Source organism: Symbiobacterium turbinis, from assembly GCF_055383075.1.
On the sequence record NZ_AP042433.1, the window covers coordinates 859331 to 882410 of the forward strand.

19 protein-coding genes and 2 pseudogenes are annotated in these 23080 nt (G+C 62.2%); 8 read left to right on the forward strand and 13 right to left on the reverse strand.

Features of this window, described 5'->3' with window-relative positions:
* Positions 1–92 precede the first annotated feature (92 nt).
* From dapB to dapA, 6 genes are all read left to right on the forward strand, one after another.
* Positions 93–857 carry a 4-hydroxy-tetrahydrodipicolinate reductase gene (gene dapB, locus ACZ45O_RS04080; RefSeq protein WP_464855816.1) on the forward strand — a complete coding sequence of 255 codons (765 nt, stop codon included), beginning with the start codon at positions 93–95 and terminating at the stop codon, positions 855–857.
* A 123-nt stretch (positions 858–980) separates the two neighbouring features.
* The gene (gene dpaA / locus ACZ45O_RS04085) at positions 981–1877 is read left to right on the forward strand and encodes a dipicolinic acid synthetase subunit A (protein ID WP_464855818.1); all 897 of its coding nucleotides are present in this window, start codon (positions 981–983) and stop codon (positions 1875–1877) included.
* On the forward strand, positions 1874–2479 hold the full coding sequence (dpaB, locus tag ACZ45O_RS04090) for a dipicolinate synthase subunit B (RefSeq protein ID WP_464855820.1): 606 nt from the start codon (positions 1874–1876) through the stop codon (positions 2477–2479). The genes dpaA and dpaB overlap by 4 nt, the downstream gene beginning before the upstream one ends.
* 59 nt (positions 2480–2538) lie before the next feature.
* Positions 2539–3552: an aspartate-semialdehyde dehydrogenase gene (locus ACZ45O_RS04095; protein ID WP_464855822.1), complete on the forward strand. Its 1014-nt coding sequence runs from the start codon at positions 2539–2541 to the stop codon at positions 3550–3552.
* Between the two features lie 54 nt (positions 3553–3606).
* Positions 3607–4827 carry an aspartate kinase gene (gene dapG / locus ACZ45O_RS04100; protein ID WP_464855824.1) on the forward strand — a complete coding sequence of 407 codons (1221 nt, stop codon included), beginning with the start codon at positions 3607–3609 and terminating at the stop codon, positions 4825–4827.
* Between the two features lie 44 nt (positions 4828–4871).
* Positions 4872–5753: a 4-hydroxy-tetrahydrodipicolinate synthase gene (gene dapA / locus ACZ45O_RS04105; RefSeq protein WP_464855826.1), complete on the forward strand. Its 882-nt coding sequence runs from the start codon at positions 4872–4874 to the stop codon at positions 5751–5753.
* A 492-nt stretch (positions 5754–6245) separates the two neighbouring features.
* On the opposite strand, the gene ACZ45O_RS04110 is transcribed toward dapA, so the two are convergent.
* From ACZ45O_RS04110 to ACZ45O_RS04165, 12 genes and pseudogenes are all read right to left on the reverse strand, one after another.
* Entirely contained in the window at positions 6246–7073 is an 828-nt protein-coding gene (locus ACZ45O_RS04110) for an ISL3 family transposase (protein ID WP_464855828.1), read from the reverse strand.
* 93 nt (positions 7074–7166) lie between these two features.
* Positions 7167–7301 (reverse strand): annotated as a pseudogene (locus ACZ45O_RS04115) (ATP-binding protein); the annotation flags it as partial.
* Positions 7302–7352: 51 nt separating this feature from the next.
* Positions 7353–8576, reverse strand: a complete 1224-nt coding sequence (locus ACZ45O_RS04120; protein ID WP_043713963.1) for an IS256 family transposase — start codon at positions 8574–8576, stop codon at positions 7353–7355.
* Between the two features lie 121 nt (positions 8577–8697).
* The gene (istB, locus tag ACZ45O_RS04125) at positions 8698–9348 is read right to left on the reverse strand and encodes an IS21-like element helper ATPase IstB (RefSeq protein WP_464855831.1); all 651 of its coding nucleotides are present in this window, start codon (positions 9346–9348) and stop codon (positions 8698–8700) included.
* Entirely contained in the window at positions 9345–10649 is a 1305-nt protein-coding gene (gene istA / locus ACZ45O_RS04130; protein WP_464857652.1) for an IS21 family transposase, read from the reverse strand. The genes istB and istA overlap by 4 nt, the downstream gene beginning before the upstream one ends.
* A pseudogene (locus ACZ45O_RS04135) lies at positions 10638–11312 on the reverse strand (IS256 family transposase); the annotation flags it as partial. The pseudogene ACZ45O_RS04135 and the gene istA, both read right to left, overlap by 12 nt.
* A 398-nt stretch (positions 11313–11710) precedes the next feature.
* Positions 11711–13498 (reverse strand): ABC transporter ATP-binding protein, encoded by a 1788-nt coding sequence (locus ACZ45O_RS04140; RefSeq protein ID WP_464855833.1) that lies wholly within the window; start codon positions 13496–13498, stop codon positions 11711–11713.
* On the reverse strand, positions 13495–15111 hold the full coding sequence (locus ACZ45O_RS04145; protein ID WP_464855835.1) for an ABC transporter ATP-binding protein: 1617 nt from the start codon (positions 15109–15111) through the stop codon (positions 13495–13497). Before ACZ45O_RS04145 ends, ACZ45O_RS04140 begins: the two co-directional genes overlap by 4 nt.
* Positions 15112–15311: 200 nt before the next feature.
* Entirely contained in the window at positions 15312–16544 is a 1233-nt protein-coding gene (locus ACZ45O_RS04150) for a hypothetical protein (RefSeq protein ID WP_464855837.1), read from the reverse strand.
* On the reverse strand, positions 16541–18601 hold the full coding sequence (locus ACZ45O_RS04155) for a PEP/pyruvate-binding domain-containing protein (RefSeq protein ID WP_464855839.1): 2061 nt from the start codon (positions 18599–18601) through the stop codon (positions 16541–16543). The genes ACZ45O_RS04150 and ACZ45O_RS04155 overlap by 4 nt, the downstream gene beginning before the upstream one ends.
* Positions 18561–19226, reverse strand: a complete 666-nt coding sequence (locus ACZ45O_RS04160) for a hypothetical protein (RefSeq protein WP_464855841.1) — start codon at positions 19224–19226, stop codon at positions 18561–18563. The genes ACZ45O_RS04155 and ACZ45O_RS04160 overlap by 41 nt, the downstream gene beginning before the upstream one ends.
* Before the next feature lie 279 nt (positions 19227–19505).
* Positions 19506–20585, reverse strand: coding sequence for a hypothetical protein (locus ACZ45O_RS04165; RefSeq protein ID WP_464855843.1), 1080 nt, complete (start codon positions 20583–20585; stop codon positions 19506–19508).
* A gap of 575 nt (positions 20586–21160) precedes the next feature.
* Here ACZ45O_RS04165 and ACZ45O_RS04170 point away from each other — a divergent pair.
* Positions 21161–21616 carry a hypothetical protein gene (locus tag ACZ45O_RS04170; RefSeq protein ID WP_464855845.1) on the forward strand — a complete coding sequence of 152 codons (456 nt, stop codon included), beginning with the start codon at positions 21161–21163 and terminating at the stop codon, positions 21614–21616.
* A gap of 472 nt (positions 21617–22088) precedes the next feature.
* On the forward strand, positions 22089–22355 hold the full coding sequence (locus ACZ45O_RS04175; protein WP_464855847.1) for a hypothetical protein: 267 nt from the start codon (positions 22089–22091) through the stop codon (positions 22353–22355).
* Positions 22356–22452: 97 nt separating this feature from the next.
* On the opposite strand, the gene ACZ45O_RS04180 is transcribed toward ACZ45O_RS04175, so the two are convergent.
* Positions 22453–23022: an FUSC family protein gene (locus ACZ45O_RS04180; RefSeq protein WP_464844682.1), complete on the reverse strand. Its 570-nt coding sequence runs from the start codon at positions 23020–23022 to the stop codon at positions 22453–22455.
* Positions 23023–23080 lie beyond the last annotated feature (58 nt).

Genomic DNA, 23080 nt, shown 5'->3' on the forward strand with positions numbered 1-23080 from the left:
GTGGAGCGGCTAGCGATCAAGCCCCGGTTGGGCTTTGTTCGCGAGCCGTTTTGTGTTACCTATCAGCCATTCCGACACAGAGGTGAGTAGGGTTGCAGCCGATTCGCGCAGTGCTCGCAGGTGCGACGGGCAAGGTGGGGCAGGTTCTGGCCCGGGCCCTGGCCCAGGAGCCGGGGTTCAGCCTGGTGGGCGCGGTCGCCCGGGAGGGGGTCGGCCGAAACCTGTCCGAGCTGGTAAGCCTGGGCGGCCGTTCGGGGCCCGTGATCCACGGCTCGCTGGAGGAGTTCGTGGCGGCCGGCGGCCAGGCCGACGTGCTGGTCGACTTCACGGTCGCCGAGGCGGCACGCCGCACCATCCCGGCCGCCATTGAGGCGGGGATCGCGCCGGTGGTGGGAACCACCGGGTTCCGGCCCGGAGAGACCGAGGCCTGGGCGGAGGCCTGCCGAAAACGGGGGCTGGGCGGCGCATTCATCGCCAACTACGCGGTGGGTATGATGCTGCTCATGCGCTTTGCCGAGGAGGCGCGCCGGTTCTTCCCGGACGTGGAGATCATCGAGATGCACCACAAGACCAAACTGGATGCGCCCTCGGGCACGGCGCTGCGCACCAAAGCGCGCCTGGAGCGCGGCCGGGGCGACCTCTCCGCCCCCGAGGTGCCGGTGCACAGCGTCCGGCTGCCCGGGCTCGTGGCCCACCAGGAGGTCATCTTCGGCGGCCTGGGGCAGACGCTCACCATCCGGCACGATGCGCCGACCCGGGAGGCCTACGTGCCCGGCGTGCTGATGGCCTGCCGCTGGGTGCTCAGGGAGAAACGGGTGGCCTTCGACCTGGAGGAGGTCGCCTTTCCCCGGGCCTGACCTTACCCGCCGCATCCTGGCCGGGTGGCCGCTCCGCATCGGGCCCGACCTGCCCCTCCGCACCCTGTCTGAACCACATCCATAGAATGGGATGAGGTTCGGTAGGATTGGAGGACTGGCTGGATGAGCGTGTACGGCAAGAACATCGCCGTCATCGGCGGGGACCGGCGCATGGCGGAGGCGGTGCACTTCCTGCTCCGGGCCGGCGCCCGGGTCCGGGTGGCGGGCCTGGAGTGGGACGACCGGTTCGCCGGCGTGGAGGTCTGCACCTCCGGGGCCGACGCCCTGACCGGGGCCCAGGTCGTCATCCTGCCCGTGCAGGGGGTCAGCCCGGACGGGACGGTCTACACCGAGGGCGATGTGCCGACCTGCGTGATCAACCTGGAGGGTCTGCGCCGCGTCGCCCGGGGGGCTCCGGTGTTCGTCGGCCTGAGCAACCCGCATCTGAACAAGCTCTGCGAGGAGGCCGGGCTGCCGCTGATCGAGTACCGGGAGTCGGACCACTTTGCGACGTGGAACTCGATCCCCTCGGCCGAGGGAGCCATCCAGATGGCGATGGAGTCCACTCCGTTCACGATTTTCGGCAGCCGCTCGCTGGTGCTGGGCTTTGGCCGGACCGGGAGGGCGATCGCCCTGCTGCTGAAGGGGCTGATGAGCGAGGTCTCCGTGGCCGCCCGCAGCGAGCTGGACCAGGCCCGCATCTGGGCCGCGGGCCACCGTCCGGTGGAGTGGGTCCAGCTGGCCCGGGCGGTGGAGGAGTCGGACATCATCTTCAACACGGTGCCGGCCCTGGTGCTGACCCGAGAGGTGCTGGGCCGCGCACCCCGCCACGCCGTGATCATCGACGTCGCGTCTGCCCCCGGCGGAACCGACTTCGAGGCCGCGGGAGAGCTGGGGCTCACGGCCCGGCTGGCGCCGGGGCTGCCGGGCATCGTCGCCCCGGTGACCGCGGGGCGCATCATCGCCGAGCTCGTCGTTCGCCACCTCCGACGGACCGACGCCATGGAGGGGGAGCGATGAGCGTGCTACAGCTCGCCGGCAAGCGCATCGGCGTGGCGATGTCTGCCTCGCACTGCAACCTGGGCCGGGCGATGACGCAGCTCAGGATGCTGCGGGACGAGGGCGCCGAGATCATACCCATCATCTCCGCCAACGTGCGGACCACCGAGACCCGCTTCGGGAAGCCTGATGACTGGATCACCCAGATCGAGCAGATCACCGGCCGCCTTCCGCTGATGACGATCCCGGAAGTGGAACCTTTCGGGCCGCAGGGCAAGCTCGACTGCCTCGTGATCATGCCCTGCACGGGCAACACCATGGCCAAGCTGGCCAACGCCATCAACGACACGCCGGTCTGCATGGCCGCCAAGGCCCAGATGCGCAACCACCGGCCCGTGGTCCTGGCCGTCACCACCAACGACGGCCTGGGCATGAACGCCCGGAACCTCGGCGCCTTGCTGGTGGCCAGAAACATCTTTTTCGTGCCCTTCCGCCAGGATAATCCCGTCGGCAAACCCACCTCTATCGACGCCGACATCGAAAACTATCTGCTGCCCACTATCCTCGCGGCGATGGAGGGGCGGCAGGTGCAGCCCCTTCTCCTGGGGCCGAAGGAATCGTAGTCCGACCGGGCGGGCCCCCGGCGGAAGGGCAAAGGAACTCAGGGAAAGGAAGGATTCGCATGAAGAATGTCGCTGTGGTCGGGGCGACCGGCGCCGTCGGCCAGGAACTCCTCGCCCTGCTGGAGGCCCGCAATTTCCCCGTCGGTCAGCTGCTGCCCCTGGCGAGCAGCCGCAGCGCCGGCTCCACCATCACCTTCAAGGGTGAGACCATCACGGTGAGGGAGGCCACCCCCGAGGCCTTCGCCGGCATGGATCTGGTCTTCTTCGCCGCGACGGGCTCGCTCTCCCGGGAGCTCGCGCCTGCGGCTGCCCGGGCCGGGGCGGTCGTGATCGACAAGTCGTCGACCTGGCGGATGGACCCCGAGGTTCCCCTGGTCGTGCCCGAAGTCAACCCCGAGGACCTGCGGAAGCACAAGGGCATCATCTCCAGCCCCAACTGCACCACCATCGGCCTGGTGATGGCCCTGAAGCCGCTTCACGACCTGTCGCCCATAACCCGGGTGATCGTCACCACCATGCAGGCTGTGTCGGGCACCGGCAAGGAGGCCATCGAGGAACTGGAGCAGCAGACCCGGGCCTGGGCGGAGGGGCAGGAGGGCGAGTTGCCGCATACCGTCTACAAGCGGCAGATCGCGTTCAACGTGCTGCCCTACGCCGAGACCTTCACCGAGAACCTGTACACGACCGAGGAACTGAAGCTTTCGGCGGAGACGCGCAAGATCATGGGCCTCCCGGATCTGCCGGTCACCATGACCTGTACGCGTGTGCCGGTCTTCGTCGGGCATTCGGAGTCGGTGCTGGTGGAGTTTGAACGGAAGGTGACCCCCGCCGAGGCGCGGGAAGCCCTCAGCCGCTTCCCCGGCGTGCGGGTGGTCGACGACCCGCATCAGTTCGTCTTCCCCACGGCCATCGACGTGGCCGGCACCGACGATACGCTGGTGGGCCGCATTCGCGAGGACCTGACCAACGAGAAGGGGCTCTGGCTCTGGATCGTCAGCGACAACCTGCGCAAGGGCGCGGCCACCAACGCCGTACAGATCGCAGAGAAGCTCCTGGAAATGCAGCTCATCTAGGCTGCGCCCGTGCCGGGTTCGCTTGATACCGGAAAGGAGTGACGGCGGCTCGGCATGCGGATCATCGTTCAGAAATTCGGCGGCACCTCCGTCGCCACGCCGGAGGGGCGCGAGGCAGTCGTCCGCCGGGTGCGGCAGGCGCTGGACGACGGCTATGCGACGGTCGTCGTCGTCTCGGCCATGGGGCGCCAGGGCGACCCTTACGCCACCGACACGCTGATTCAGCTGGCGCAATCGGCGGCGTCCGACCTGGCGCCCCGCGAGATGGACCTGCTGCTCTCCTGCGGCGAGATCATCTCCAGCGTACTCATGGCCGCGACGCTCACCGCCGCGGGCATTCCCGCCGTGGCCCTCACCGGCGGCCAGGCGGGCATTCAGACCGATGAGAACTACGGTTCCGCCCAGATCGTAAAGGTGGACCCGGCCCCGGTGCTCAGCCGGCTGCGCGAGGGGCTGGTGGTGGTGGTGGCCGGCTTCCAGGGGGTGAACGCCGCCGGCGAGGTCACTACGCTGGGCCGGGGCGGGTCCGACACCACCGCGGCGGCCCTGGGCGGCGCGCTGCGGGCCGAGGTGGTGGAGATCTACACCGACGTCGACGGCGTGAAGACCGCCGACCCCCGCCTGGTGGCCGAGGCCCGAACGCTGGCGGTCACCACCTACGACGAGATCGCCCAGATGGCCCACTACGGGGCCAAGGTGGTCCATCCCCGGGCGGTGGAGATCGCCATGCAGCACCGGGTGCCGATCCGCGTGCGGTCCACCTTCAGCGACGGGCCGGGAACGCTCATCACGTACAGCGCCGAGGCCGGCGTCATCTGGAGCGAGCCGTTCTCCGACCGCATCGTCACGGCCGTGACCCACGTGGTCGGGCTCGCCCAGGTGGTCGTCAAGACCGGGCGGGACTGGGCGACGCCCCGGCTCTTCCGGCGGCTCGCCAACGCCGGCATCTCGGTGGATCTGATCTCGGTCTCGCTGGAGTCCAGCGCCTTTTCGATACCGGAGTCGCGGGCGGGTCAGGCCGAGGTCATCCTGACGGAGCTGGGCCTTGTGGACCTGCAGGTGCGCCACGGCTGCGCCAAGGTGACCGTGGTGGGCTCCGGCATGCGGGGCCGGCCCGGGGTCATGGCCACCGTGGCCGAGGCGCTCTACGCGGCCGAGGTGCCCATCTGGCAGACGGCCGACTCGCACGTGACCATCTCCTGCCTGGTGCCGGCCGCGGACGTGCAGCGGGCCGTGCAGGCCCTGCACGATGCATTCGAACTGGGCAGGATATGAAAGGACCTAGAGTGAACGTCCCATTCTGCTGAGGAGGGATTCCCGTGCCGACCTTTGGACGGCTCCTGACCGCCATGGTGACCCCGATGAAGCCCGATGGTGCAGTAGACTACAAGCGGGCGGCGGAGCTGGCGAAACACCTGGTGGCGGCGGGGTCCGAGGGCCTGGTGGTCTCCGGCACCACCGGCGAATCGCCCACGCTGTCGTACGAGGAGAAGCTGCGTCTGTTTGAAACGGTGGTCGATGCGGTGGGCGACCAGGTGGCGGTCATAGCCGGGACTGGGTCGTACAACACTGCGGAGACGGTCCGCTTTTCACGGGAGGCCGCACGCACCGGCGTCCACGGGCTCATGCTGGTCACGCCGTACTATAACAAGCCCCCGCAGGAAGGGCTCTACCGCCATTTCCGGACGGTGGCGGAAGCGGTTGAACTCCCGTGCATCCCCTACAACGTGCCGTCGCGCACCTCGGTCAACATGCTCCCCGAGACCACCCTGCGCCTGGCGCGGGACGTGCCGAACATCGTCGGCATCAAGGAGTGCGCCGACGTGGGCCAGCTGGCCGACATCCTGAACGGGGCGCCGGAGGGGTTCCGGGTCTGGTCGGGCGAGGACGCCAACCTGCTGCCCTACCTGACGGTGGGCGCCTACGGCATCATCAGCGTCGCCGCGCACGTGGTGGGCCCGCAGATGCGGGAGCTGATCGACGCCTTCCTGAAGGGCGACACCGCCCAGGCCGCCGCCTGGCACCGCCGGCTGCTGCCTGTCTTCCGGGGGCTGTTCGCCGTCACCAACCCGATCCTGGTGAAGGCGGCGCTGAAGTTGACCGGCTTCCCGGTGGGCCCCGTGCGCCTGCCGTTGGTGGACGTCACGGAGGAGCAGGAGGAGGCCCTGCGGCAGGTGCTGGCGCAGGCGGATGTGCTGTAACGGGCGGCGGGCGGTGAGCAGTGAGCGGTGAGCTGTGGGCTGTGAGCAGTGAGCGGTGAGCTGTGGGCTGTGAGCAGTGAGCAGTGAGCAGTGAGCGGTGAGCGGTGAGCAGTGAGCGGTGAGCGGTGAGCTGTGGGCTGTGAGCAGTGAGCAGTGAGCAGTGAGCGGTGAGCGGTGAGCTGTGAGCAGTGAGCAGTGAGCGGTGAGCTGTGAGCAGTGAGCGGTGAGCGGTGAGCTGTGGGCTGTGAGCAGTGAGCAGTGTACTGTGAGCCGTAAGCCGTGAGTGGTGCGCCGTGCCCGTGCGCCGTGTGCACCGGGCGGTCGGCTGTGTGACGCCCCCGCTGAGAGAACAAGCTAGATAACCTGGCTGTGTGTCACAGAGCTCAAGGAAGGCGGTCCCGCCGAAAGTGGCGAGACCGTCTTTTTTCCGCTCTCCGTCAATTGTTGTGGAGGCAGTGAACGCCGCCACGTCACCATCTTTGAAACTGGAAACTAGGCAGCCAGCAGGATCTTCCGGCGGAAGTTCTCGAAGGAGCGGAATCCGTAGGCCTGCCGCTTGATCACCTTGATCTTGTTGTTCAAGCCTTCGGTGATACTGTTGGAGATTCGGTAGCGATGGTAGTTGGCGAGCTCTCTCTGCCAACGGAGAAAGGTTGTGGCCAAGTGCTTCAGTTCAGGCACCCCGGAGGCCAGTAACCAGGAGATGAGTTGGGCCAGGCGGTGGCTTGCGTTCTCTGTGGTGCTGGTGTTGTACCAGCGACGGAGGCGCTCCTTGGCAGCGTAGGCCGCCCGCAGCTCGGGGGATAGGGCAAGGAGTTGCGATAGGCGCTTACGCTGGCTGGAACTCAAGTCTTCAAAGTTTCGAAGCAGGACGCTCCGGCTGCGGAAGATGGGGTGCGTTCTGTCGCCCTTGATCTGACGCCGGACCCGTTTACGGACGGCGTTGAGGGCGTAGTTGGCCAACCGGATCACGTGGAACTTGTCGGCCACGATCTCTGCCTCCGGTAGCGCTTGACGCACCGCCTGACGGAAGGCTTCATTCAGGTCGATGCACACTGCCTGGACACTCTTCTCATATTGCTTTAGGTGCTCTCGGACGGGCTTCTTCTCCCTGGTCTCGACAACATCGAGAATCCTGCGCTCCTCCAGGTCAACGAAGACCGTGTTGTACACCTGTCCCCGCTTGGCAGCGAACTCGTCAACGCCCAGAAACTTCGGCTTCGGCTGCGGACGTGACTGCACCTCCCGATCTCCCAGCCGCTCCAAGATTCGCTGTACGCGGCTGCGTTTGATCAAGAGATTGGGAGCCACTTTGATCATCAAATAGTGAGCCACCTGCCAACCCTACGGGGCCGATTTTGTTTCCATTGCGGTTTCCAGTTACCTGGCAACTTCTGGGGGTGCGTGCGGGACTTACGGTATCTCCGCGCGTTGCTTCACGGCTTCCTGCCGTCGGAGGGTCTCACGGAATCGGTACGACTCCCCGTTCATCGCGATGATGTGGGCCTTGTGGGTCACACGGTCGGCCAGTGCCGCTGTCATCTTCTCGGATCAAGTCCCGTCAAGTGGTGTAAATCGGGTTCCAGCATTGTAGTTGCTCTAGTCGGCACTCAGCGGCAAAAGTTCAGGACGGCCGAGGCTCGGGTCATGGGCGTACAGTTTCGCCATGGACGCCTGGCTGAAGTATCTTCGTGGGGCGGTCATCCACTCTTCCTGCTGCTCGATCATGACGGCTCCGGCCAGGCGGATCAGAGCTTCTCTGTTGGGGAAGATGCCCACGATCTCCGTCCGCCGGCCGATCTCTCTGTTGAGCCGTTCCAGGGGGTTCGTGGAGTGCAGTCGCCGCCAGTGCTCAGTCGGGAAAGCCATGTAAGCCAGAATGTCCTCCTCGGCATCTTCCAGCAGTTGGGCCGCCCGGGGGAACTGTTTCCGCAGGTTCTCGACCACAACGGCTAGCTGAGACTTCGCTGCCTGCTGGTCCGGCTGTGCGAAGATGGTCCTCACAGCAGCCGACACCATGGACTGCAGGTTCTTGGGCACATAGCCGAGCAGATTCCGCATGAAGTGAACCCGGCAGCGCTGCCAGCTGGCGCCACTGAACACAGTTCGGATCGCTTCACGCAGACCGACGTGGTTATCACTGATCACCAGAAGCACGCCCTTGAGGCCCCGAGCGACCAGCTGCCGCAAAAACGCGGTCCAGAAGGCCCCATCTTCGCTGGGACCCACGTCTAGCCCCAGAATCTCCCGTTCGCCATCCTCTCGTACACCCATGGCGATCACCAGGGCCATGCTGGAGACCCTGCCGTTCTCCCGAACCTTCTCGTACTTGGCATCCAGCCAAACGTAAGGGTAGCGCCCTTCCAACGGTCGGTTGCGAAAGGCCTCAACCACCTCGTCCAACTCGGCGCAAAGCCGGGAGACCTGGCTCTTGCTCACGCCGGTCATCCCCAGGGCCTGCACCAACTCATCTACCTTCCGGGTGCTGACCCCCTGAATGTAAGCCTCCTGAACCACAGCCACCAAGGCCTTCTCGGCCCGTCGGCGAGGTTCGAGCCAGCTTGGCATGTAGGACCCCTTCCGGAGTTTGGGGATCTGCAGATCGATCGTCCCGACCCGCGTATCCCACTGACGTTCCCGATAGCCGTTGCGGTAGTTGCTGCGCTCAGACGACCGTTCGTACCGCTCAGCGCCAATCTGCTGCGATACTTCCAGTTCCATGAGACCCTGAGCCAGCACCCGAACTCCTTCCCGGAGGAAATCCACGTCGTCCACACCGGACTTGCGCAGAAGCTCCTCCAATGCGATCCTAAAGTTGGTCACCTGCGGGTTCCCCCTTTGCGATGTATTGCTCCTACTTCGCATGGAACCCAAAGGTGGCCACTTATGTCAAGCAGCCCCTCCCACCGGAAGGTCCGGGGAATTTACACCACTACTTTGGACTCTAACTCTTCTCGTCTCCGAATACCTGCGCCCATTCCGAGAATTCCAGGTTCGTCGTAATGATCAGGCTGCCCCGTTCGTAGCGTGCGGCGACAAAGTGGAACAGCAGTTCGCTGGCGGCCCGACTGAGGGACACATAGCCGAGTTCGTCCAGTACCACCAGATCCTGACGCAGCCACTGTTTCTCGACGCGGCTGAGCCGGTGCTCATTCTGCGCCTCCTCAAGTTCGGCCACAAGCTGGCCCACTCGCCAGAAACGAACCCGGTAGCCTTGCCGGCACGCGGCGATGCCCAGCGCTGTGGCCAGGTGCGTTTTGCCGGTGCCGCTGTTGCCAACGAAGAGCACGTTCTCCCGATCCCGGATGTATTCACCCTTGCTCAGTGCCAGGATCTTCGCCTTGTTCACGGACGGAATGGCCGTGAAGTCGAAGGATTCCAGGGTCTTGGGAACCGGGAAGCCAGCAGCTTTAAGACGGCGCTGCAGCTGGTTGTCCTCCCGGTGGATCACCTCCTGCTCCATCAGGGCCTCGAGGTACTCCTCAAAGGTCTTGTTGTGCTCTGCTGCATCCCGCGCCAGTTCCTTGTACAGACGCCGGACCGTGGGGAGCTTCAGGCGCTTCAGGTAGTAATCCAGCAGCAGTTCCTGGCTCAATGCACTACGCCCCCTTTCAGCAGCCGGTTGTACTCGGCCAGCGAGGGCTGCTGCACCCGGATGCTGGCCAGTTTCCCGTCCGTGGAGGGCGGTGCTCCAGCTGCAAGATCCGGTTGAGCGCCAAGGAGTTGCCGGACCGCTGCGCAGCAAGCCGTACGCTGGGCCAGGGCTTGCTGCAGAGCCCTGCTGACCTCAGAAACCGAGTAGGTGCGGTGCAGCATGAGGATCTCGACAAACTCCCGCTCACTGCGACCCTGCGCCTGCATTTCAGCCCGGAACCGGTGGTAAACGGGCGGAAGCTCTGCCATGCGGAAGGGCTTGGCCTGCGCCAGCGCCCCGGGCTTTGCATACAGGAGTTCGAGGTAGTGGTCCAGATCGAGGATCTCCCGGTTCCGTTCGTAGCAGCGCGGATGACTGGCGATCTTCTCCTGCCCAGCGTAAATGTCGATTCGGTTCCAGTAAGCCCGCACCTGTAGTGACCGGTTCGCATACTGAACCGGAACGGAATAGCGGCAGGTCTCGAACGTCACGCAGGACACCTTGTTGCTCGTGACCAGCGCCACCTTACAGCAGTCAAATGGCCGAGCAGGCAGAGGGCGCAGGAACTTCTTCTCATGCTCCCAGCGTTCCAGGATGGACTGTGTCGAACCCTGGGGCACGCGCCGGGCATACTCCAGGCACCGCTCCCACAGGATGGCGTTGAGTTCGTCCCAGGTTCTGGCTTCCCGGTGTGGCCCGACGATGTAACGCTGGGCGAGACCGACCAGATTCTCTACCGAGCCTTTCTCGTTACCGGAAGCCGGATTGCAGAAGTTGCTGTCGATGAGGTAGTGGGTGCGAAAGCTCAGGAAGGCATCCTGCTCTTCCCGGTTGCGGCCTTCCAGGATTCGCTTGACCGCCTGCTTCAGGTTGTCCAGGGTCATGCGGCGGGGCACTCCGCCCAGCAGCTCCAGCGCCCTTCGGAGGCCGTCGAACATGGCTTCCTGCCGCTGAGTCGGGTACGCAATCACAACCGGCATGCCGCTCCAGCGTAAGCGGACACACAGGATCTGGACCGTGACTTCTGCACCGTCGAGGACCACTACCGCCTCACCCCAATCCACCTCGATGCTCTCGCCAGGGTCGTGGGCAAGGGGGATGAATGCCGGCTGCACTCGCTTCAGCCTGCGGATCTTGGCGATGTGGCGGCGGACAGTGGGCTCGCTGCCCTGGTAGCCCAGGGCAACCAGGTCCTCGTAGATCGTCCTCCCAGTCCAGCGTTGCTTGCGGGGCAAAATCTCGTTTTCCGCCACCAGGCGCACGCCCCCCAGCCCCCGCCGCACCAGGCTGCGGAGGAAGGTCACCCAGAACTCATACGTTTCAGCCGGCCCGAGGTCGAACCCCAGGACCTCCCGGTCCCCTGTGGTGCGGACTCCCACAGCCACGACGGCCGCCATGTTCACCACCCGGTCGTTCTCCCGGGTCTTGACCGCCTTGGCATCCAGCCACACGTAGGGGTACTCCCCGTCCAGGGGGCGGTTGCGGAACTGGGCCATCTTCTCGTCCAGCTCCTGGCAGATGCGGGAGACCTCACTCTTGCTGACGCCTTCCAGGCCCAGGGCCTGAACCAGGTCGTCCACCTTCCGGGTGCTGACGCCGTGGACGTAAGCCTCCTGGATGACGGATAGCAGGGCCCGTTCGGCCCGCCGGCGCGGCTCCAGGAAGCAGGGGAGGTAGCCCCCCTGCCGCAGCCGCGGGATTCGCAGCGCAATGGTGCCGACTCGGGTGTCCCAGTTCCGGAGGCGGTACCCGTTACGGTAGTTGGTGCGCTCGGAGGTACGTTCATAGCGTCCGGCGCCGACCTTCTCCGTGACTTCGAGTTCCATCAGCGCTTCAGCCAGAAGCTGAAGCCCTTCCCGGAGCATGTCCTGGTCGGGCTGGTACTTGCGCAAGAGCTCCATCAGCGCGATCTTCAGATCGGTCATCGGCGTCGTGACCCCCTTCGGGTGGTTGGTCGTGCTTCTACTCGAAGGGAACGCGCCGGTGACCTTTTCTGTCAACCCCCGCCCGGACTCCCCGGCATTTTACACCCTACCTGGGACACTAACAGTGATTCAGCTATCCGAGCTGTTGCGAGCAAGCGAGGGGGGCGTCTGTTCGATACTGAGGACGTGACAATCTAATGCCGCAGGACAATCAGTTCGTCAGCTGCAGTACGGCCGGGCAGAGACGCGGCTCTTTCGGGTTTCTGAATGTCTTCCGTTAGGGATAGGTCCTGAAGGAATGCGAGAGGGGGTTGTGCCTAAGGGCGATGGGAATTGATGCCCCAACCCCTTCACGCTTCTACCATTGCTACGGGAGGGCTTAATGAAGGGCCCTCGGATTACTGATACCACTGTGCCTGAATGGTAAACAACTTGGCGTATCGCCCTCCGCGTTTCATCAGTTCAGCGTGTGAGCCCTCCTCCACGATCTCTCCGTTTTCCATGTAAAGGATGCGGTCTGCCAAACGTGCCGACCCAAGTCGATGAGAGACCAGGATGGTGGTCTTGCACTCAGCCAGCATTGCAAAGCGGTCAAACACTTCCGCCTCCGCCATCGGATCCAGGCTGGCTGTAGGCTCGTCAAGGACCATGAGCTGTGCTGTGTCATGCCTCATCATGGCGCGCGCGATGGCGAGTTTCTGCCACTGGCCCCCTGAAAGGTCAATCCCGCCAAAGCTCTTTCCAAGTTGTGTGGCTCCCTTTTCCGGGAGAGACGCGATGAGGTCCTCGATGCCGGCCATTTCCGCCGCCCTCATGATGGTGTCCTGGTCGTGCATCTTCCGGATGTTGCCCAGGCCGATGTTCTCGGCAACGGTGAGCTCGTACCGCACGAAGTCCTGGAAGACGGCGGCAGAGTGATGACGCACCTGCACGGCCTCCACGGATTTCAGACCGCCACCCCAGTGGATCACACCAGCCGTTGGCGGATAGAGTCCGAGAATCAGCTTCATCAGGGTTGTCTTTCCGGCGCCGTTGGGGCCAACCACGGCAATTCGCTCACCGGGCCGGATGGTAAGATTGATGTTCCGCAAAGCCGGCTGCGACGCACCGGGATAGGAAAACGACACTCCCCGGAGCTCCACACCGCCGTTCGGTACCGTTTCGCGTGCGGCGCCGGCCGGCCTTTCGATGGGCGCGCGGTCAAGAAGGAAAAAGAGATCCTCGAAAAAGAGATTCTCCTCCTGCAGCGAAAGAAGCGCCCGAACCATCGTTTGCAGTCCGGCCTGCAGCTGCACGGCTGCGCCCAGAAGCACCACGTAGTCGCCTGCCGTTGAGCGGCCTGTCGCGGCCAGGAAGGTAAGGTAGCCAAGGGCCAGAATGTAGATCATCACGTTCAGGGCATCGGCACCCAGGCTCTTGATGATGGCCGATCGGTCGGCTCTGAGGCGTGCTTCCCACAGCGCTTTGAAGCGGTCACGCCAGGAGGAAAGCAGGTAGTCTCCTATTTCCAGCAGCCGGATCTCCTTAGATGCTCTGACATTTGCGAGCAGTCCCTCCAGGTATCTCACTTTCCGCTCGTTGGTGGTCTGAGATCGATAAACCCGGGCCCGTTCGGATACGGCCTGCACCTTTGCGACTGCTGCCGCCCAAGCACTGCCGAGCAGCAGGGGGACCAGCAGCCAGGACTGCACGGCTGCCGCGGCCAGGAGGCCCAGAATCTGAACCAGCGTCTCGCTCATGGTGACGAAACGCCGGAGCAGCAGCAGGAGCCGCCCCCGGACAACCGTGCTGGCCCGCTGAAACTTGTCGTGAAACTCCGGCTGCTCCAGGTGATCCAGGGGCACGGTGGCGGCACGCTCCAGCAGCGCTCCCTGAAGGTACAGTTCTGCCTTGATCCGGAGATGGTCCTCAACTAACCGCGTAATCCGCCAGAGAAGCCGGCCGGACATGCCAAAGAGGACCCAGATCCAGACTGCCGGCGCCGCGTGCTGAAGCGTCGACAGGCCGTGCTGCAGTGCGAAATGCAGACGATCGACCACCAGCTTGCCCATCCACAGGTGGACGGCGGGAGAAATGCCGCCAGCTGCGGTAAGGAGCAGCCAGGTGAGCAGCGTGGGAGGGCTGGCCCGCCAGAGGTAGGTCAGAGTTCTTCCGGTACCGAGCACTCGTCGAAGGCTTATCTTCATGCTCCAACATCCTCCCGGTCGGCGTACCAGTGCGCCTGGGCGCGGAACATCCGCGCATACTCCCCGCCCAGACGCACCAGCTCGTCATGCGTTCCCTCCTCGACGATCTGCCCCTCCTTCAGGACAGCGATGCGGCTGGCAAGGCGCGCGGATCCCAGACGATGGGTGACCATGAGCACAGTCCGGCCGGCGGCCAGCTCTGCAAAGCGCGCGTAGAGCTCCGCCTCCGCCAGGGGATCCAGGGCTGCTGTGGGCTCGTCCAGCACGACCACGGAAGCATCCCGCAGGAAGGCGCGGGCGATGGCGATGCGCTGCCATTCACCGCCCGAGAGATCGGCCTCGCCCATCTCCTTGCCCAGCACGGTGTCCATGCCGTTTGGGAGGCGGTCGACCAGGGACTCTGCCCCGCTGGCGGAAAGTGCGCGACGGAGTGCGAGATCATCCTGCATCTGTGCCAATGACCCAAATCCGACGTTTTCCCGCAAGGTCAGGTGGTACTGCGTGAAGTCCTGAAATACGGCCGTCATGGCTTGGTTCCGGGCTGACTGGGAAATGTGTTGGAGGTCCACCCCATCGATGAGGATGCGTCCGGCGGTTGGCTTGTAGAGGCCGAGCAGCAGCTTCACCAGGGTGGTCTTGCCGGCGCCGTTTTCACCCACCAGGGCCAGGTGTTCGCCGGCCCGAATGTGCAGGTTGATGCCCTTCAGTACCGGTACATCGCTGCCTGGATACGAAAAGTGCACGTTTTGAAAAACGATTTCCCAGGTAAGGATGAAGGGGTTGACCGCACCGCGGTCGGGCACTTCCTCTGGCAAGCCGAGGAATTCCCGGAAGTCGCTGCAGAACAGCAGAGTCTCCCGAAGGCGGGAGGCGGTGAAAACACCGTTGTCCAGCTCCTGTCCGAAACGCAGCAAGGCGGTGACCAGCACGACATGTTCGCCGATGGTCAGTGCGCCGTCCGACACCTTTTCCAGGAGCAACAGTGCCCCAGCGAGTGAGATGCCGGCTGGCAGCAAGCTCGCCAGAACCCTCCGAAACTCATTCCTGCGCAGTGCGGCCAGTGTCTGCCGGTGAACGCCTGCCATGAGGTCATGCCAGCGCTGCCGGAGATACGCGGCAAGGTCATACAGGCGTATCTCATGACCTGCTTTGTGGTCAACCATCAGGTCGGACAGGTAGTTCGCACGTCTGACTTCCGGGCTCTGTCCGCGGTAGACCTGCCAGACGTTCTGCGTCCCCGTGCTGTAAGCCCAGTACATCACCGGCAGAGTCAGCACCATGATCGCTGCCACTGCGGGGTGGGCGAGAACGACGATGCCAACCAGGGTGAAAGCCGTGGCGATATGCAGGCTGGCAGTGAGGGTCTGCTCTACGGCATCTGCGACCCGCGATGCGGCTGCCTCCCGGGCCCGCTGGAGGCGATTGTGGAACTCGGGATTCTCCAGGTCGACCAGCGGGATCGCCACGCATTTCCTGGCGATTCGTTCGTAGAGGTGCCCTCCCACTTCCGCACGCGCAGCGGTATTCAGGTAGGTGGAGGCGGCGCCGAATGCGTATCGAAGAAGCGCTGCAGTCGCCAGCACCAGAACGGCGGGGGCAGCCTGCGCCAGCATAGCTATGGCGATTGCCGAGTACTGTGTAGGACTCTCCCACTGGGTTACGATGTCAACCAGGTATCGCAATCCGTGGAGTTCGAGAGGCGTGAGGCCTACCTGGATGACGGTGCAAGCAATCAGTGCGACCAGGCGTCGTGGTGATGCCCGGATGGCTGTCGTCAGGGTCCACAGCAGTAGGTTCCGTCCCCATCGCATGGTCATGTGTCCCTCTTACTCTTTTTCAGTTCTTCCTTGACTCGTTTAATAGCCTCGCTAATCCGAGATTCGGGCGCAGTCCGGTAGTCGTACAGAGCGACACACCCTTCGAGCTGGTATATTTCCGGGCGTACACCCGTAAAGAGATGCTCTCCCAGCGTGACAATGTCATGTGCGAATGGACTACCGCTTGGAATCGCTGCTGCTTGAAATACGGGTATATCTAGTTCCGGTGAGAAGTGGCGAGAAAAAAGACTACGTGCCGCTTGCAGCCAATCCAGCAGCTGATCCATGAGATCGTTTTCGCTCAGTGTGGTGGGAATCGCAATCCAGCAGTAGAGGTTAAGAGAGAATCGACAGGCCCAGTTATTCGATGAGTCCGGAATCAGTCGTGCCGGGCAGGTCTCAAGCATCCATGCAACGGTTAGTTCGATAAGGAGGTTGGCCGTCAGGTGGTCGAGAGCCCGGTTGAGAAACCCGAGCTTGCCTAACTTTTGACCGGTGGGCAGGGTGTAGGTTCCGCCGTCCAGTGATGATGCCATTCTGATGAACTGCTCACCACCGAACAGGGGCCTGATGGCGATTAGGCTGAGCGCGACAGGTTGGGGGAGGTTCGCGTCTGCGAGGAACGTATCGAGGGGTGCTGCGCTCTCGGGCGGCGAGATGGCGCTGGTGTTCACCAGCTGCCAGATTGTCGCGCGGAGGTGATTCGCTGCCAGTTCGCTGCATGGATTACTCAGGCTGCGGCGAACGATATACACCTCCCCCTGCCTCCCGGTCTTCTTTTGAAGGTGAATTTCGCGCTCACAGTTCACGCAAGCAGCCCAAAGACGCGGATGGAAGGTGCATCCGGAACAGTGGTCCGTTGAGCAAACAGCCGCGGTGAATCCCAATTCGCTTCCAGGAAAGCGATGTTCCACTTCTTCTCCGATTGCACGCTGAGCCTGCCGCAGGGCTACAACCAAGCGCTCAGGATTGCTGTGCCGACATAGGATCAGCATTTCGTCAAAGGACGACTGGAGTATGACGTACTCATCAATGTCAGCGCGCCGCAGGCAATCCTCAACGCGGCGTCGGCACATTTCGGTTATCGCATGTGTCGCGACGGCGCCGTGCCTGTTGAGGAATTTTCCCATTTGGTCGAAGTCAATACTCGCCACAATGAGCCCATCATGTGAAGCCATTTGAGTGGCCTTTTGAACGAAGCTAATCGCCGAGGCGGTTGAGACCATCACGTGATTTGTTCTCCCTCCCTCCGGCTGTCACGGGCTCGTCGCAGAAGATTGACTCCTGCTGGGGAAATGAGAACTCTGTCTCCGTCTTGGAATCGTCTGGTTGCATCCGGGACGATAACGGCCGGCACGCCTTTTTCCCGGAGCACAATAGCAGTATGACATAGCAGCGAACCGCGCTCGAAAATGAATCCCCGGACCCATCTGGTCAGTTCAATCAGTCCTGTGGATGGGTATTCGGCCACAACGATATGGTCATGGTCTGGCTTCATCAGCCTTTTCAGACTGCCTACGAGAAAGGATGGAATGACATCCGGCTTGATCTCGGAATTGACCACACTGATTCCGTGCGCTTCCGCCATTTCGTCCCAGATCCTGATATCCCGAAGTATGACGATGTCTCCCTCGGCGGTGCCTGAAGAGATGATCCCGTCTTCCGCAACCTGAATGGGTTGGTTTTCGATGCTGAGATCCTTGACGAACACCTGACCATTGCTCAAGTACCACTCCAGGCGAACTTCGCCGAACTGTTCGCAAAGAAGTCTGGTGATCTCTGCGATTCGTGCCGCCTCAGCAGGTGATAGCCGGACTGTGTATGGCGGCACCGTTTCCAGCCGCCATCTGTCCGTGGTCGGGTCGAGTCGGGCGATGCGATCGTATGCAGGGCAGGTGCCCAGACTTACCTCGCCACTTGCTGACACCATGATGCGGGTGGGCGGAAGGCTGCCTTCCTTGATGCCCGGGATTTTGGCGGGAAATGCCTCGATGAGCACCTCGTTGCCTTTCCAGATAGTCGCAAACCCTTCCCGATCCGGCACGATCACCTCAGCAACCTCAGCGCATGTAAAGGTACCCACCTGGTTGCGTCCGATCCCGGCCTTCAGCGTGGATAGCAAATGCGTGCGGGAACAGAGGGCTTTTTCATCTCCCCACCGAATGCGCACGAACTCTGTTGCCAGAGCCTGTACAAGTTGCTCTCCGAGATCCTCCAGGCCTGATTCATCATAGAATACGTACAGTGTCTTGAATGTAGGTATACCAGCTTGCTGGCAGAACCGTCTCAGCCAGACCTTTTTCTGCATTAACCTGATGAGGAAACGCTGGCACTTGCCCAGGTCGTATTCCCAGAGTGACGGGTCATCGAGATGGAACCAGGCTGTGGAGTCAGGACAGCATTGCCGCGTGCGACCGGCGGGCCTCACCTGTAAGTAGTGAAGCTTGTCCCCATCCCATGCCCACTCCACATCGGCCGGGCCGCCGACAAGCCCTTCTGATGTTGTCGCGGCTTCTGCGAGTGCGGATTTCAGTCGTGGATCCAGCGCAGATGCTCCAGTACCATCAAGTCCAAAACTGTAGCGACTGGCTTGTCCCTTTCCGCTTGTCACCGCGTCCGTGCTGTAAGGCGCCAGCTCCACCAACCTGTATGGATCCACGCCGCTCAGGCCGCGAGTGAACATGACCCCGGCCACCTTGGCCTTGACCTGGCGCTGCACGATTACCGCCATATCGGTTTCACCTAGACCGCGTGTATAAAACCATGCTTTATCTGTGAAGAGGGACATCCAGCAGCGCCGAATTGCTTGGATTACCTCTGCTGCCGAGGTAAGGTCGATCTCGGAATAGTAGATTCCAGCGTGGGAATGTTGCCTGCCATCCTCCCGTGGGGACGATGAGCGAACCACGACGGGGCCGCCATTCAGAAGCGGTGTTACCGCCTTTGTAATGGCGAGCTCCGCTTCCTGCGGAAGCGGAGCTGCGTGGAGCAAGGATCGGATTTGTTCAAGCAACTTTCCGGTGAGCACAGCGTTCTCGTGGATTTTATCGAGACGTTTCCGAATCTCGGATTCAAGGTTGTTATGCTGAAGCACTGCGCGAAATAGATAGACTGGAAAGCATACGCCTTCCGGTACATTCAGTCCTTGCTTCAGCAGCCTGCCTAGGTTGTGGGCTTTTCCGCCTACGATATCTGGCCCCCAATCTCCGCATGTCTCCAATGGAAGCCAGAAGGGGGCGGGTGTGCTACGTTGGTCCGGCGTTAGAAGATGCGCCAACAAACTCACTCCCTAGCTCGTTTTCGACAATCGTCATCACAGTTCTGTGAATGATCTCAGGATCGAGTACAGCGGACAGAGTCGTTACACCAACTCCTGCTTCTTTGAGCAGCTGAACTCCGTGCGTGGTGTCATCCAGGTAGACAAGCAGCTTTCGTAAGAATGTGATCTGCCTGCGCTGTGCGGCTTCTTCCCCTCTTTTTTCGACCTCTCGTGAGTATTGACGCGCCAGTGATAGATGAACCTGCTCAGGCGCAAATGTCAGATGAACTACGTGAGTGTGGATGGGAAGAGCAGTCTTGAGGTAGGCGCGTGCCGGTTCGGCTCCGCGTGGGCAACCGTCCATGGCGACCAGCGGGACCGATGCGCGCCCAATTGATTTGAAGAGTAGTTCGTCAAGCTGAATCGGCGCCAGCACCCCGGCCTCTTTGGCGCGATGCGCAGCATTTAGATGCTTATTCAGCTCCATGTGCTCATCTGTGGTCAGTAGTGCCATCAAGTCCGGCTCGCCGCGCATCAGGCGAGGCACTGATGCGATGAGCACCTGGGATGCACCCAGCACACTGCGCAGCATCATGATCTGGGTTGTCTTTCCGCTTCCGGGTGGCCCGATGAACGCAACATACTTCGTCACGGGCTCACCTCCGTGTCTGGATCCGGGTATCCTACGACCTCACGGTAATCTGCGATGAGGCAGCGAATCTCTTCTGCGTATTGTTGCCTGCTTACTACGGCCACTGCCTCTGCGGCAACGTTCATGGCAACGAGTGGTGCACTGCGAACCTCCGAAAGAGTGATTCCCTGTACATCGAACTCGGGAAACTGTTTGGTGAGGACTTGTGTCATTTCGGCAAGGTCCCCTTGTCCCTGATGCACGATAAGCAGATACGGCCTCACGCTGCTGCACCGCCTCTCAGGATTCCATGCCGGCAATGACAATCTGCTCCAGCAGCGGTGTGAGCGGCAGCAGCCAGCGTAGCGCCGGAACGGATCCGATGTCTGCCTGGTAAACCGTGCTCATCAGCTTGAGGCCCTCCATGACATCCCCGGTCAGGGCCCTTGCCTCATCGCGAATCTCCTGTGGAGAGTACGCTCCGCGGTATTCCGGATTCATGATGCCGCGATCCATCAGTCCCAGCATGTCATGTGTGCGAACCAGGCCAGTAATCAGCTCGGCTTCCCAATCGGTAATCCATTTGGGACGCCACTTGTGCCATATCTTGGCCCCGATCAGGGCATGGCAGCCAGGAGTCCAAATGTTGTGCAGCTTTCCAATATCATGAACCGCCATGGCTACCCGCAGCGGCCGCCGGTAAATGGCAGGGAGGTGATCAGTTTCCAGCACGAGCATGGAGCAGATAGCATGCTGGTATACCTCCCATCCCTGGTGGCTTGGCTTCTGCTCACCGCGCTGGTGATAGAGCACCTGCATAAGCCATGGGTCTTTGGGGGTCCGCGGGACCTCAAGCATGGTCTTGTCTAGTACCCATTCGCGGAACTCCGCGTCAGGTGCCGTCCAGGGGTCACCGGACGGAAGATTGGCGCGTGGAGGCATCGGAAGCGGGAGAATGGTGGGCTTGGTAACTTCGTGCCAGCGCCGGATCTCTTCTGCGTACTTTTCCTCCGCCGGGAGCAGTTCGATTCGCTTGCGCGCACCACCAAACTCACCTTCGCGGATGATGCGGTGAATCTCCTCGAAGGTGTCGTAGAGCGTCTTGCCTTCCAGGTGGATGAATGGCGCCTTGAGACCCGGATATGCACTGACAAGCCGCATGGCTTCTGCGCTGCTTGTCTCGGTCGAATCGCCCGATGGCAGAATCAGTCCCTCCTCCAGGTGCCTTGCTGTATCGCGATGGGTAGCGTAGAGTGTCGGAAGACCGTTGCGGAGGCAAAGTCCGCCCTGTCCTACGATGAGCGCTGCTTTGGAGAGATGTCGTGCCCACCAGGGTTCGTCGTTATGGTTGTGTCCTGGCGCAGAGTCGGCCACGATCACTCTGAAGCGGAGTGATGAGTCGGCCTCTTCCAGGGCGGCTCTTACTGAAGAGGCGTCTTCGTGTGCGGGCACCAAGACTTCTACCTCTGGCGGCAGAACCGTGGGCCCACATCGGCCAGCAAAAAAAGCCGCATAGTATGCCTTACCAAACAAGGAGATACTCTCGCAGAACTGACGATAGCAGCCTCAGGTAATCGACACACCATGCGGGTACGTTGTGGAGAACCTGAATCCGTTGAACCATATCCCTCACTACACCTCCACGATCCTGGACAGGTTGCCTAGCCAGGGACATGGTTATTCTCAATATACAATCTCGCCATTTCAATTGCAATAGTTAATTTGTTCGATCGATTCTCTTAAAATGAAATCCAGTCTTGATGCACTAACTTGGGAGCGCTGACACGGTGAGAATAAGGCCCGTCGATTATGCAGAAACAGCACGCGTGTCTCGATGGATGGTAAGTCAGATACAGATAGAGCTGCCTCCAGCCGAATGGGAGTCATGCGACTCTGCTGCTCTCGAAAAGGTGTGTGCAGATGCGCTGCGAGCGGCTTTATCTGGGACAGAGGGCATGGCCTTGCTGGCAGAGGATCATGAACAGATCCTTGCAGTAGGGCTGCTACGCGTGCAGGAGGATTATGGTCAGCGGACTGGCTACCTTCATTACCTACTTGGAGCACAGCATCCCGCTGCGGTTGTTGAACTGATAAAGGCCTTTCGCCCCATTCTTGTCTCCCTGGGGACTACCTGGGTTCATGCTGAGCTCACTCCAAAGTTTCCGCTGCAGGTCATTTTCGACCAGGACCCTGATTGGCGGGTCGAGTCTTATATGGTTCGGAGGTACCTGCAGCGACACGAGACAGCTCCGCAGGCCCCGGAATGGATTCGTGTGCGCGGGCTTCAAGAATCGGATACGCCGCACGTGTTGCACGGATTGCTCTATGCCAGCTGGAATGGCCTTCAGGTCCGGCCCGCAAGTGCCATATTTGCGAAGATAGGTCTGGACGTTCTGACCCAGGGGAAGTAAGATACACATACACAGGTGCACTCCGCCCTGTGGGGAGAGCCTGCCCAGGTGGACCGCCAAGTCATAGGCTGGGCAGGCTCTCATATTTGTCCCCTGTCGTACCAAAACGGAGAGGACAGCCCCCTTCCTAATGATTATATCTTCAATATTCTCTGTCCTGCACAAGCGCACCATGCTCAGCACATGTTGACAAATAATCTGGGCAACAACAGCTCTGAACTTCGCCGAGTCCTACCGGATGCCTCCTTATTTCCAGCGCTGGCGGTAGTGCTCCACAACAATTACGGTAGCATCCTTTTTTCTTGTGATCAGGTGGCCGTCAGGCCCGGACCCGAAGCAAGAGAGGCCGTTGCAGGAGAGGCAGCAGCTTGACTCGCGCGGCCCTTACAACGATCTCCGCCAGGGGGCAGGGGTCGATGTCGGGGGCGATGCGGGGTTCTTGCGCTTCTCCTGCTCATCGCCGATCTTTTCGGTGCGGCATCGGCGCCGCACCCCCGGCCGGTTCAGGCGGCCCGCGCCGTGGAACAGCATTCGGGAGGCCAACCGGATGGGCGTGACGGTCTTCCTGACCACCCATGTGATGAAGGAAGCCGAGGCGCTGGTCGACAGGGCCCCGCTGCCGGAGCTCGCCGGCGCCGGCCGCAGCATGCAGGGTACCAGTCGAAGTGCTCGGGCCGAAGCGGTAGTATCGCAGCGCCCGCGAATTCCCGCCCCAGATCTGCCGGAGGAGGTGCTGTAGGGCGGGGTCGTCATCCGGTCGATAGTACCGCATCTGGGTCACGGCCGGTCCCTCCCATATAGCGCTGCGGGCAGCGCACTCGGCGCTGCCCGTCACCCTAGACCGCTTCCTCGATCTGCTCATCCGGCTCGTCCGCTCCGGCCGTCTGCGCCGGCGCTGCCGTCCCTGCAGGCGCCTCAGGCTGCTGAGCCGCCGGGGGCGTGTAGGGCAGCACGTACCGGTTCACCAGCCAGCCGATGACGAGCCCCACTACCGAAGACGTGAACCGGAACGCGGCGAACAGGAAGCCCCGGTCGGCGTGCTCCAGGATGAAGAGGGCGTTGGTCACCCCGCCGATGGCCGCAGCCGGGTAGCCGAGTCGGGTGTAGAGGAGGATGACCACCATCACCACCGGGCCGGTGAACCACGGTGCGTAGCCCAGCAGCCAGCCGGCCACGGCGCCCGTGAGGACCCCGAGGAATGCAGCCAGGAACTGGTTGCGGGCCCACTGCCGGCCCACGTGCTCGTCCGGCGCGATCATCAGCGCGGCCGAAACGCCAGCTCCCACCAGCCCCTTCGTCGGATCCACGAGGGACATCAGCCCGCAGGCCAGGCTGACCGCAATCCCTGTCTTGATCAGACGGGGCCCCACCAGACCAAACACCCTCCGCCGCAAACCCTCGACCACCGAAACACCTCCGGCCATGATGCTGCAAGCCGCCTCTCCGGGCGGCCCATACGAACCC

What these genes read in the sequence shown, in the direction of transcription:
- dpaA (WP_464855818.1), top strand. Translation starts at nt 981, where the DNA reads ATGAGCGTGTACGGCAAGAACATCGCCGTCATCGGCGGGGACCGGCGC.
- dpaB (WP_464855820.1), top strand. Translation starts at nt 1,874, where the DNA reads ATGAGCGTGCTACAGCTCGCCGGCAAGCGCATCGGCGTGGCGATGTCT.
- ACZ45O_RS04095 (WP_464855822.1), top strand. Translation starts at nt 2,539, where the DNA reads ATGAAGAATGTCGCTGTGGTCGGGGCGACCGGCGCCGTCGGCCAGGAA.
- dapG (WP_464855824.1), top strand. Translation starts at nt 3,607, where the DNA reads ATGCGGATCATCGTTCAGAAATTCGGCGGCACCTCCGTCGCCACGCCG.
- ACZ45O_RS04110 (WP_464855828.1), bottom strand. Translation starts at nt 7,073, where the DNA reads ATGATCAAAGTGGCTCCCAATCTCTTGATCAAACGCAGCCGCGTACAG.
- ACZ45O_RS04140 (WP_464855833.1), bottom strand. Translation starts at nt 13,498, where the DNA reads ATGAAGATAAGCCTTCGACGAGTGCTCGGTACCGGAAGAACTCTGACC.
- ACZ45O_RS04145 (WP_464855835.1), bottom strand. Translation starts at nt 15,111, where the DNA reads ATGCTGGCGCAGGCTGCCCCCGCCGTTCTGGTGCTGGCGACTGCAGCG.
- ACZ45O_RS04170 (WP_464855845.1), top strand. Translation starts at nt 21,161, where the DNA reads ATGGCCTTGCTGGCAGAGGATCATGAACAGATCCTTGCAGTAGGGCTG.